Annotated in this window: 10 protein-coding genes; 3 read left to right on the top strand and 7 right to left on the bottom strand. The window is 52.8% G+C overall.

Going from position 1 to position 11,436, the window contains the following annotated elements:
• Positions 1-59 precede the first annotated feature (59 nt).
• Positions 60-962: a non-homologous end-joining DNA ligase gene (ligD, locus tag M3223_RS17260; RefSeq protein ID WP_251563795.1), complete on the top strand. Its 903-nt coding sequence runs from the start codon at positions 60-62 to the stop codon at positions 960-962.
• Positions 963-971: 9 nt separating this feature from the next.
• Here ligD and cls read toward each other — a convergent pair whose 3' ends face one another.
• Positions 972-2,399, bottom strand: a complete 1,428-nt coding sequence (gene cls, locus M3223_RS17265) for a cardiolipin synthase (RefSeq protein WP_251563797.1) — start codon at positions 2,397-2,399, stop codon at positions 972-974.
• Positions 2,400-2,782: 383 nt separating this feature from the next.
• Here cls and M3223_RS17270 point away from each other — a divergent pair, with 383 nt between their 5' ends.
• Entirely contained in the window at positions 2,783-3,499 is a 717-nt protein-coding gene (locus M3223_RS17270) for a bactofilin family protein (protein WP_251563799.1), read from the top strand.
• A gap of 189 nt (positions 3,500-3,688) precedes the next feature.
• Positions 3,689-4,372: a hypothetical protein gene (locus tag M3223_RS17275; protein WP_251563801.1), complete on the top strand. Its 684-nt coding sequence runs from the start codon at positions 3,689-3,691 to the stop codon at positions 4,370-4,372.
• A 556-nt stretch (positions 4,373-4,928) separates the two neighbouring features.
• Here M3223_RS17275 and M3223_RS17280 read toward each other — a convergent pair.
• The 6 genes from M3223_RS17280 to M3223_RS17305 form a co-directional block, all read right to left on the bottom strand.
• A complete protein-coding gene (locus tag M3223_RS17280) occupies positions 4,929-5,741 on the bottom strand; it encodes an ABC transporter permease (protein ID WP_251563803.1) in 813 nt (270 codons plus the stop codon).
• Positions 5,734-6,693: an ABC transporter ATP-binding protein gene (locus tag M3223_RS17285; protein ID WP_251563931.1), complete on the bottom strand. Its 960-nt coding sequence runs from the start codon at positions 6,691-6,693 to the stop codon at positions 5,734-5,736. Before M3223_RS17285 ends, M3223_RS17280 begins: the two co-directional genes overlap by 8 nt.
• A 249-nt stretch (positions 6,694-6,942) precedes the next feature.
• Positions 6,943-7,149 (bottom strand): hypothetical protein, encoded by a 207-nt coding sequence (locus tag M3223_RS17290; protein ID WP_251563805.1) that lies wholly within the window; start codon positions 7,147-7,149, stop codon positions 6,943-6,945.
• A gap of 177 nt (positions 7,150-7,326) precedes the next feature.
• The gene (locus M3223_RS17295; RefSeq protein ID WP_251563808.1) at positions 7,327-7,557 is read right to left on the bottom strand and encodes a hypothetical protein; all 231 of its coding nucleotides are present in this window, start codon (positions 7,555-7,557) and stop codon (positions 7,327-7,329) included.
• Positions 7,558-7,882: 325 nt separating this feature from the next.
• Positions 7,883-8,386 carry a DUF1854 domain-containing protein gene (locus M3223_RS17300; protein WP_251563810.1) on the bottom strand — a complete coding sequence of 168 codons (504 nt, stop codon included), beginning with the start codon at positions 8,384-8,386 and terminating at the stop codon, positions 7,883-7,885.
• The gene (locus M3223_RS17305; RefSeq protein ID WP_251563812.1) at positions 8,386-10,797 is read right to left on the bottom strand and encodes an ABC transporter ATP-binding protein; all 2,412 of its coding nucleotides are present in this window, start codon (positions 10,795-10,797) and stop codon (positions 8,386-8,388) included. Before M3223_RS17305 ends, M3223_RS17300 begins: the two co-directional genes overlap by 1 nt.
• Positions 10,798-11,436: the final 639 nt, after the last annotated feature.

Consider the following 11,436-nt stretch of genomic DNA (forward strand, 5'->3'; position numbering starts at 1 on the left):
TCAATCAGTACATCTAACCACCACCCAGCAAGCACCCGCACAAGGAGGTGACCACCCGCATGGCCGTAAAAACAAAACCGGAAAAAGGCATCCTCGTCATCGAAGGTGAGACGCTGACGATTACGAATCCGTCTAAGCCGTTATGGCCCGAGGCCGGCGTGACGAAGCTGATGTTTTTGGAAAAGCTGATCCAGCTTTCCCCCTACTTAATCCATCACTGCCGAAACCGGCATCTGACGACGATCCGATATCCGCATGGAATTCACGATAAATATTTTTATCAAAAAAATTGCCCCGAGCCGCGGCCATCCTTCGTGCGGACCCGCAGCAGCGGCGGCATTGAGTATGTTGTACTGGACTCGCTTCCGACCTTGATTTGGCTTGGCAACCTGGCATGTCTGGAATTTCACGCATCGTTTGAGCAGGCGGAAGATGCCGATCATCCGACGGAATGGGTTATCGATCTGGACCCGACGCTGGAGGAGGAGCCTCGCATTATGGAAGCAGCCGCGTTTGTTGGGGAGCAGCTCGCTGCCCTTGGCATTCAATCCATTCCCAAAACAAGCGGCGCTACCGGTGTGCAAATTATCGTGCCTTTGGAGGACAGGCTAAGCTTCGACGAGCTCCGATTCATCGGCCAATTTGTCGGAGAGTTTATGGCGCAGAAGCTGCCGAAGCTGTTCACTGTCGAGCGGCTTAAAAAAAACAGAGGCGATCTTATTTACTTCGACTACCTGCAGCATTATGCGGGCAAAACGATCGCCGCTCCGTATACGCCACGGGCCAAAAAAGCCGCGACCGTATCCACTCCGTTGACGTGGGAGGAAATTTCCGCCGGGGCTCAGCCGCGCGACTTTCATCTGCTCAACATCGCCGAACGGCTGGCGGAACGGGGCGACCTGCTTCAGCAAGCTCCTAAACAGCGGCTTCGGCCAATACTGGAGTTTTTGCGCCGCAAGTAACTGCCCTTTTTACAGGAGAGGCGACAGCATATGGGCAATGACCTCGGCTGCCTTTTGCCGGACCGGACGTTTCTCGAATTCATGCAGGCTCAGCTCGTAACACTCGTCAAGATCCGCCTGGAAATCCTCCTCCAGCCGCTGGATCGCCTTGGCGCTGTAAAGATGGGCGTTAATTTCAAAGTTGCTGAAAAAGCTGCGCATATCCATATTTGCCGTCCCCACGGACGCCATCAGACGGTCCACGATCATGACTTTGGCATGAATAAACCCTTTACGGTAGCGGAAAATACGCACCCCCGCCTCCAGCATATCCTGCACATAGGACAGCGATGAAAACAGCACCAGCCTTGAATCCGAATGATGCGGCAAAATAATCCGGACATCGACCCCGCTCAGCGCCGCCGTCCGCAGGCTCATCAGTACGCTCGGATCGGGAATGAAATACGGCGTTGCGATGTACACCTTCTCTTTTGCCGCGCTAATTGCCGAAAATACACCCTCCAAAATCGTGTCGGAGCTCGTATCCGGGCCGCTGGCGACAATTTGCACCTGTTCATTGCCCTTGCACTCATGTTTTGGCAAGTACTCCGGCTTTTGCAGCTTCTCGCGAGCTGTGAACCACCAGTCTCTCATAAAGACAAGCTGCAAATAATACACGCTGTCCCCGACCAGCTTCATGTGCGTGTCGCGCCAAAAGCCAAGCTTCGGATTTTTACCCAAATATTCGTCCCCGATGTTAATGCCGCCCACAAACCCGACCGTCCCGTCCACTACGACAATTTTCCGGTGATTGCGAAAATTAACCCGTTTGTCAAAAAAAGCGATGCGCGGCGTCAAAAAACAATGCGCCTCCACTCCGGCCTGCCGCAGCTCCTGCACGTAGCCGTGTTTGAGCTCCAGACTTCCAATTCCGTCATAAATAAGACGCACTTCCACGCCTTCGTGCGCCTTGCGGATCAGTACTTCCTTAAACCGGCAGCCTATCTCATCGTGACGGACCGTGTAATAATCGAGATGAATGTGATGTTTGGCCGCCTCCAGCGCTGACAAAATCGCCTCATAGGTCGCTTCCGCATTCGTCAGCACCTCGGTTTCGTTACAGCCGGTAATCGGCAAAACCGAAAAGCTGCTGAGCAAATTGAACAGCCGCTCCTCGTGGCGAAACTCCGGACTTTCCATGTCGGACGGGCGGTGGACAAGCGCGCTTTGGCGCAGCGCCAGAAGCTGCGGTTCTCGGGCGATGAACCCGCGGCGGCGCACCGTCCGGCGGTTTTGGTACTCTTTTGCAAGGAAGTAATACATCACAAAACCGATGACCGGAAGGACAAACAGAATCAGCAGCCATGCGACAGTTTTGCCCGGCTGGCGGTACTCCAGAATCAGAATCGTCAAAATTTGAAAAAGAAAAATCAGGAGAGCGATGAGCAGCCAGAACACATAGGCACCTTCTTAGCGTTAAAATCGAGCCTTTCTTCTATTATTAGTATCAACGGCAAAAAGCAATTTCAAGCATGGTACAGGAAATGTTCCTTGGTTGGTGATAAATCGATAGATCGCTTAGCTTGCCGCAAGCTTGGCTAAGGCTTTCGCAGTGAGCGCCATATGAGTTAACTCGCTTACTCTTGGCCTCTGCCAGTACCATACTCGCTGCCGCTTCGATGACTGAGGCCGTCTCCGTGTAAGCTCCTCCTACTAGCTCCCGCCATATCTTCAACTAAATTAGCATTCCTATGCTTGGCAGCCTCGTCCCCCAGTCATGAAGCCTATCAAAGCCGAATACATACTACATAGCACGAGCCTAGACTGGGAGGGGATGGAGCATGTTCAAGGAAAATAAACGCTGGTCGGCTGCCGATACGCTGATCGGACAGGGAACGCGCGCCGAAGGTACGCTGATCTGCCAAGCCAGCCTTCGCATTGAAGGTGAGTTTCGGGGCGACATCGAATGCAAGGCGGATGTTGTCGTCGGAGAAAGCGGCGTGGCGCGCTCCAATATTTCCGCACGTGACATTACCATCTCGGGCAAAGTATTTGGAGATGTTGTTACAACTGGGCGGCTAACCATTATGAGCAGCGGGCAGCTTTTCGGCAGCGCCTCAGCTGCGTCTTTAATGGTACAGGACGGCGGCATTCTGAGCGGAAGCTGCAGGATGGAGCAGCCGGCTGCTGCTGAGCAAACGAATGCTTCAAGTTTGGCGGTGAAAACAGAGGACCATTCGACAAGCAAAGCTCAGACAGCAGGCGCTGCAGCTGCGGTGCAGTCAAGAAGCGATTCGTATAACTCAACACGTTCAGGGAGCGATTCACTGACTCCGTCTCCTTCTGCAGTTTCGGCACTGGCAGCACATTCAGCCGTTCAGTCAGATGGAATGGCTCCATCGGGTCGCTCCGTTCATTCCCCGCTCTCCTCTCATGCCGAGTCCAATCTCAATTCCGGATCCGCACAACCTCCGCTGCGGGCAAATCACACCGCAGAGTCCCCAACGTCTCGCGAGTTCCGCGACAACAGCGCTAAGGAGCGCCGCCAGGCGGGCTAGTTGTTCGTTTCCTTATTCTTAGCTTGAGATTTTATGTTTATTTCGAATACAATTACCTTCAGATGTGACGAAGAACGTCCTATTTCCCATTGAAAGTTGCCGTGATCCTTTTGCATCAAGGATTGCGCTTCTCTCTATGCGGATTTAGGGCGTTTTTTGTACTCAAAATAATTATCGGGGAGGAAAATTATGAATAGATTTAACTTGGAAGGATTTGAACAAGCCCATGAGCTTTGGCTGAATGAGCATCTTCTTGCACGAAAGGGCGAACGAAAAGACCGGCTCAAACGAGGTCATGCTCATGGGGAGATTCTTTTTCTAAAAGAAATATGGTGGCCTTTGTTCGGATCGTTTGAGGATCTGCACCCTGAATATGAAATATTGGACTGGAGAGGAGCTCCGTGTTACTTGGATTTTGCGTGGTTGCCTGGAACACACCGCTTTAATATCGACGTTAAGGGCTATGGGCCGCATGTGCAGCAAACGGATCGCACCCGCTACAACAGAGAGCTGCTTCGCGAAATTTACCTTCAAACTCTCGGATACCGGAATATCTCCATTCCCTATGACAGCCTGCAAAAAGATCCTGCGCTTATACGACAGATGCTGAAGGGTTTGTTGGGTCCGTACACGATGCGCAACAAACACGAGAATGACAAACGATCCTTTAACGAAACCATTATTATTCATTATTTAAAAAGTAGTAGCGGACGCGTCTCACCTACTATGATGGCTAGAGATCTAGGATTCAATAAAAAGACTGCGGCAAAATATTTAAGGCTGCTTGCTGAAAAGGGGATTGTTCGACCCATTAAAAACAATGTTCGTGTTACAAGATATGAATATATAAGAGACATTAATGAAGCATTTTAATTTGGGGTTTTAGCGCAGTCATTTGGATTGTAATTAGAGTTTTATCTTGTACAAGATGATGAGTTCGTGCGCTGGGCTCGCTCCTTTTAGTCCTTTTTTGGTCTTATTTCGCTTGAAAAGGCGGGGTCGCTCTCCTTTTAGACCTTTTGGGTCTTATTTCGCTCGAAAAGGTGGGGGCGTGCCCTTTTTAGACCTTTTTTGGTCTTATTTCGCTGGAAAAGGTGCGGTCGTGCCCTTTTTAGACCTTTTTTGGTTTTATTCCGCTCGCAAAGGTGGGAGCGCTCTCCTTTTAGTCCCTTTTTGGTCTTATTCCGCTCGAAAAGGTGGGGTCGCGCTCTTTTAAGACTATTAAAGGTCTTATTTCGTCCCAAAGAGGAGACTCGCCAATCCCTCACTCTATTTGCCATTCAAAAACAACCAAATAAAACCCGCAGGACGATGTCCTGCGGGTTTTCAAAATATAGCGCGGGGATTGCTAAGCGACGCCACCTGCGCAATTCCTACGAGGATATCCCACACTAATCCCAATCCCACTCGCAGTCGCGGCCTAAATTCCCTAAGCAGCCACATCCCGTTTCGTGAACACGAACCAGGAGAGCGCCATAAAGACGATGTAATAACCGGCGAGCACAGCAAGCGAAAAGCCGAGCGTCATCATATCTTGGTTAGAGCCGCCCAATGCCGCATCCATACGGAGATACTTGGTCAGATTCAAGTGCTGGAACAGCACATAATCTACCCACGGCTTATTCACAAGACTAAACAGCTGGGACAGTACCTCGCTCATCAGGACGATGAACAGCGACAGGCCAATCGCCAAGGCGCTGCTGCGGAAAACAGCGGAGATCATGAACGCCAGCGTCACCGTGACGATGAAGGAAACCAATTGAAGCAAAAAGTACTGGTTCATGTACGACCACGCCGACATCCCCGGGTCCAGCACACCAAAAACCTGCTGTGCCATGACGCCGCCTTCATAGCCGAAAACGAGGCTGTTAATTAGCAGGGTGGATACATAGACGACTGCCAATGTAATCAGCACAAAAATCAAGAGCGACACATACTTCGACAATAACACTTTGCTGCGCGTCCAAGGACGGATGAGCAGCAGCTTGATCGTGCCGTTGGTGAACTCGCTTGCCACGATATCCGCCGCAATAATAACGCAAAATATGTTCGCCAGCGGAATTAGGATCATCAATTCCATGCTTGTCATATCCCACATCTTGATCGTACTGCTCGCCGTAACAGAAGCGATAATTGAAATCGCCGCCGTCAGCAGCACCAGCAGGCCCAGCATAATCCAGGAGCGGACCCGCCGGAAAATTTTCATATTTTCATTCGCCACAAGGGCGGCAAAATCAAACAACGGATTCCCCTCCTGTCACTTCCAGGAACTGGTCTTCAAGCGACTTGCTCAAAGAACGGATCGCATACACACGGATGCCTCCGGCGACCAGCAATGCATTCAGCTCCGCAATGTCGTCCCGCAGCGCATCGAGCACGATTGCCCCTTCGCCCGCGCGGACCTGCAGCCGCACTGGCACTCCGTCCGGCGTACGAATCGTCTCCTGCAGCACCCGAGCCGCTTCGTCAGGCTGATCTACCTCGAACAGCACCTGAGCCGGCAGACCTGTTCCGCCAACGCTTGCCCCGCCGCCAGGCCGAAGCGAGCGAAGATCGATTAATTTTCCTGCTTGAATAATCGCGACCTGGTCGCACATCAGCTCCATTTCGGAGAGAAGATGGCTGGACACAAATACGGTCGTTCCTTCTTCAGCCGCAAGCCTGCGCAGATAATCGCGAAGCTCGCGAATGCCCGCCGGATCGAGACCGTTTGTCGGTTCGTCTAAAATGAGCAGCGAAGGCTTATGCAGAAGCGCTTGCGCAACGCCAAGCCTTTGCCTCATGCCGAGCGAATACGTTTTGACCTTATCGTCAATCCGCTTATCCAGCCCTGCAAGCCCAATAACCTCATCGATCCGGTTGCGGCTAATGCCTGGAACCATCCGTGCATAATGGAGCAGGTTCTTGTATCCGGTTAAATATTTGTACATCTCCGGATTTTCCACGATTGCGCCGACATGACGGATCGCCTTTTCATAATCAGTGCGAATGCTTGAGCCTCCGATGATAATATCACCCTTGCTCATTCGCATCAGACCGACCATCATGCGGATCGTCGTTGTTTTACCCGAACCGTTGGGACCGAGAAATCCGAATACCTCTCCTTGCGGAAGATCCAGACTCAGGTTGTCGATAATCGTTTTGCTGCCAATTCGTTTTGTTACCTCTTTAATTTGTACAATAGGCTGGCTCAGATTGCTCACCTCACAGTTTCCCAGTCATATCCAGAACATTATAGCTCATTCGGCCCATTGAAGGAAATCGCAGCCGCACTGCCACCATCGTCTAACTGAATAGTTCATCTCCGCGCTCCAGAACTTTTAATGGGGAAATATCAATCCGAGGAGGAGCCGCTTTTCCATTCAATTCAAAAAATCCCGGCCTGTCAGAGGCCGGGATTCGGTACGATGAAGTTACGAATGGCCGAAAGGCCGCCTGAAAAGCTAAACGTTAGGAGCAGAGCTTACGAAACGGCCCATATCCCACATAACCGCGCCCGCAGCGAGCGGAGTCAGATCAAGCCCGCCAGCCATGGAATCAGATACAGCTTCAGACCTCGTATGCGTACAGCCACAGCAGCATCCCAAAGAATAAGAATACCGGTAAAATCCGGTTTGGAACAGAGTCGCAGCCGTTTGCAACTCCAACATCTGCTCACATCGTACGCAATGGAAAAACTGACCTGCTACTGCCACATTCATCACTCCTTATTATTGATTGATACTGCTTCCTACTTGTATACCCATTTAGATACGAATCGTATCCATTCATCAACTCTCTTATCTATTGAGCCCTGTCCGCTGAAAGAGCAGACGGGAACCGTAACGTTAAGCGGAAATGGAGTAATAGGCAAAACGAGATTGGGAAATATCTCTTGCCGCCACAGGAGCAGCTTCCCGGTCGAGCGTTTCTCCCGTACCTTCGTGATCGCATGATTTGCAGCAGCCTAGCGGATGCGCCACTCGAAAATACCCGGTTCGAAACAGGACGGAGGCCGCATCGTAAGGCAGCAGCTTTTCGCATCCCAAGCAGTGGAATTGCTCATCAAATTTCAACATTATATAGTCCCCCTTGAATCTTCGATCATTGGTACGGTTAGTGCTGCTGTCCTAGTAGCTGAGAAATACGACCTCCACATTGTTACATTTTGTATCTCATAGAATTAAATTTATGACAATTCTCGCTAAACGTCAAGTCAAATTAAGGAATATGTTTTGAAAAATGTCGAACCCGCTTCCGCTCTATGTATACGCTTACAATTTCGACCAAATGATAAGAATTCCTTCTTTAATTAGCGATAAAGATAAAATTCCAGCTTCTTTTCTTCACACTGCTGCCACATACGGCGAAAGGGCTTCTATAAAGGAAGCCCCTTCTTGCTGATTAACCGATCTTTTCCCATTGCTCCCGGCTGCGCTTATCCATCCGGTCTACATTCGAAAGCTCGAAACGCCGGCCGTCATCGTCGGTCACAATCCAGCGTCCGTCTGCCAGCTCATGGATGCCTTCATGTAAAATGCTCATGTGCAGCGTGCTTGGGCCATAATCCGTGTCGACCGACCAGACCCACTCCGGCCCTTTTTTGCGAATGGACAAAATGCGCTCAATGCGCGGAATCATGTATTCGCGTTCCAGCTCCAGAACGGCTGCGATACGGCTTTCCTCCTCCAAATGATCGAGGCTGGGCAGCAGCAGCAGCTCTTTGCCGGTGTCCGCCGTACGAACGGAAATGAGCCGGTCCGGCATGGAGTACGGAAAACAACGCACCAGCTTAACCCGTCCCATAGGCTCGCCGCCAAGCACCGCTTTGAGGTAACCTTCGCGGCTGTGGTAGAGCATCACCTCATACGGTTGATTCCGGTGCATAAATACGATATTGCCGCTCATCAGCCCACCTCCGAAGGAACTTCCGTCATCTGTTTTTGTGATTCTACCAGCCGGTAATAGGTGCCTTTGCTCTGATAAAGCTCCTCATGGGTGCCTGACTCGACGATCCGCCCGTGCTCAAGCACGATCAGCCGGTCGGCGCCGCGAAGCGTCGAGAGCCGGTGCGCAATTGCAATTGTCGTACGGCCGCGCACGAGGCGGGAGAGCGCCTCCTGAATGGCGCGCTCGGTTTCCGTATCGACCGAAGCTGTCGCCTCATCGAGAATGAGAATGGCCGGGTCGAGAAGCACGGCGCGGGCAATGGCGATCCGCTGCTTTTCTCCGCCAGACAGCCGGTGGCCGCGCTCGCCGACCTGAGTCTCGTACCCTTCTGGGAGCCTGCATATAAAATCATGGGCATTGGCCAGACGGGCCGCTTCCATAATTTTTTCCGGGGAGGCGTCCTTCATGCCGTAGGCGATATTTTGCGCAATTGTGCCGTCAAAAAGAAAGGTTTCCTGCAGCACCACGCCGATGCGCGAGCGCAAACTTTCCTGGGCAATATCCCGCAAATCGACGCCGTCCAGCGAGATGCCTCCGGCATCGGGATCGTAAAAGCGGCAGACGAGGTTGATCAGCGTTGATTTGCCGGCACCGGAAGGACCGACAAGTCCGACCATTTCGCCCGGCCGGATCGTCAGATCGATATCCTTTAGCACCGAGCGGCTTTTATCGTAACCGTAACGCACGCCTTTAAAACGAATTTCGCCGCTTACATGATCCAGCTCCACCGCGTCCTTGCGGTCCGGCGTGTCGCTTGGCGCATCCATGAGCTCAAAAATCCGCTCCGCCGAGCCGAGCACCCGGTTGATCATATTGAGAGAGCCGCCAAAATACTGAAGCGGTCCGAAAAACATCACGAGATAAGAAGCGTATGCCGTCAAAGTACCGAGCGACATCCCGCCCTGCAGCACTGATTTTCCGCCGGTATACCAGACGAGCAGGCCAAAAGCCGCAATGACGAGAGAGAACAGCGGCGATACGCCCATCCACAGATTGCCCATGGAGATCATTCGTTTGACGAGCGTGTCATTCGCTTTGCCGAAACGCTCCTTTTCGCGTTTTTCCTGTGCAAAAGCTTTGATGACACGAATGCCTTGCAGCGATTCGCCGATTACGTTGTTCACGTTCATGATGCTCATCCACTGCGCGTACCACATGATGCGGATGCGGGGCCACAGCCAGAAAAATCCGACCGCCAAAAACGGCACCGGAATTAAAATCATCCACGTCAGCGGCGCGTTCAGGTAGAACAGCAGGCCGAGCACTCCTGCCGCCAGCAGCACCTGGGACAGAAACTGAACAAAACCTTCCGTGAGGAAGCCCTTCAGTTCTTCGGTGTCGTTTTGGACGCGGCTGATGAACTGCGAAACCTGTCTCCGGTCAAAATAGCTCATCGACAGCCGCATAATCGCCTCGAACGTCACCTTGCGAATATCGCCCATCAGCTTGCCGCCAAAACGAAGGCCGATGAAGCTGCGGGCCATCGACACACCCGTTCCGACCAGATGTATCGCCGCCATCGCAAGGATGATCCCCATGAGCGCGGACGGGCTGCCGCCGCTGGTGAAATTGTCGATGAGCAGCTTCATCAGGTAGGTAGGCAGCAGCTCGAACACGATACTGACGAGCAAAAGCATGCCGCTGGCAATCATCAGCCGGCGATGCGGCTGCGCGTACGCCAGGATGCGGCGTACCATCATGTATTTGTTGCTGCAGCGCAGACATTTGGTCTGCCTGTGCCAGAGCCGCCTGCCGCATACTTGGCAGGCATTCCGCTCCGCGGCCGCGCCAGCAGGCTTGGCCGCGGCAACGGCCCCGCCGGCGCTGCGCTGCACGCGCGGCGGCAGCTTCGGCGCAGCCTCGCGCCCGGCTTCGCCGCCGGGCGCTTGTGCGGCTGCGCCGCGTTCCTGGCCGGGCTGCTGCCCCGGCCAGACTTCAGCCGCGCCGGCGATGCCTGGCGCGGCAGAACCTGCCGCTCCAGGCATCGGGAGCGGCTCATCCAGCCATGCCGCAATTCGCGGCATGGCCTCGCGGTACGCTTCCATATAAGGAAGCGTAAAACGTGCCCCCTCGCGGAAGCCGTCGCGAGTGAGCAGCATAAGCGCCCCGCCCGCAACGCCTTCCCTCAGCTCGATCTGTTCGATCGTGCCTTTGGGGAAGCGTCTCTGCAGCCGCCCCGTTTCATCCACCACCGCAGCCTCGCGGTCGGTGAACACCAGCTCGTAGCGCTGGAATTGGCGAGCCTCGTTAATATCGCCCTTCAGCCGGAGCCAAGCCTCCGACAGCCGCTGGCTATTTATCGTTCCGGCTGCATCGCCGCCGTGCTGCCCCGCTGAACGGCCCTTTCCTTTTCCAGTCACCCCGAGCATGCTGCCGCCCCTTCCTCTTCCCTTGCCATAAACTTGCCTAAGTAGCTTAAGCGTACTCCGGATCTGTTAGTTAATGAGCTTGCTTACAACTACTAAGCAATCACAATTGACTTTTCATTTCTTGCGGAGAGCATGGGGCCAATTAAGGCCTTATTCAAGTGCGAACTAGCCTAATCGCGCTGATTAAGCCCATTTTGGCCTTATTCTCGTGCGAACTAGCTTAATCGCCCTAATTAAGTCCATTTTCGGCCTTATTCTCGTGCAAATCAGCTTCATCGCCCTAATTAAGCCCATTTTCGGCCTTATTCTGGGACGAACTAGCCTAATCGCCCTAATTAAGCCCATTTTCGGCCTTATTCTCGTGCAAACCAGCCTAATCGCGCTAATTAAGCCCATTTTCGGCCTTATTCTCGGACGAAACACCCTAATCGCCCTGATTAAGCCCAATTTCGGCCTTATTCTCGGACGAAACACTCTAGCCGCCCTGATTAAGCCCAACCTTAACCGCTGTAGCGGTAAAAATCCGACGTGTTTGTAGCTGACGTCACTCCTCGCTCGACCTGTCGGACTCACTCATTTCCATGACCTCTGCTAAACGCCAGATCTTCTAAAAGTAATCCGTGCCTCTTCACCAAACGC

The sequence above is a fragment of the Paenibacillus pasadenensis genome, from assembly GCF_023715725.1.
In the GTDB taxonomy this organism is placed as follows: domain Bacteria; phylum Bacillota; class Bacilli; order Paenibacillales; family Paenibacillaceae; genus Paenibacillus_O; species Paenibacillus_O pasadenensis_A.

What these genes read in the sequence shown, in the direction of transcription:
- ligD (WP_251563795.1), top strand. Translation starts at nt 60, where the DNA reads ATGGCCGTAAAAACAAAACCGGAAAAAGGCATCCTCGTCATCGAAGGT.
- M3223_RS17270 (WP_251563799.1), top strand. Translation starts at nt 2,783, where the DNA reads ATGTTCAAGGAAAATAAACGCTGGTCGGCTGCCGATACGCTGATCGGA.
- M3223_RS17275 (WP_251563801.1), top strand. Translation starts at nt 3,689, where the DNA reads ATGAATAGATTTAACTTGGAAGGATTTGAACAAGCCCATGAGCTTTGG.
- M3223_RS17290 (WP_251563805.1), bottom strand. Translation starts at nt 7,149, where the DNA reads ATGTTGGAGTTGCAAACGGCTGCGACTCTGTTCCAAACCGGATTTTAC.
- M3223_RS17295 (WP_251563808.1), bottom strand. Translation starts at nt 7,557, where the DNA reads ATGTTGAAATTTGATGAGCAATTCCACTGCTTGGGATGCGAAAAGCTG.
- M3223_RS17300 (WP_251563810.1), bottom strand. Translation starts at nt 8,386, where the DNA reads ATGAGCGGCAATATCGTATTTATGCACCGGAATCAACCGTATGAGGTG.
- M3223_RS17305 (WP_251563812.1), bottom strand. Translation starts at nt 10,797, where the DNA reads ATGCTCGGGGTGACTGGAAAAGGAAAGGGCCGTTCAGCGGGGCAGCAC.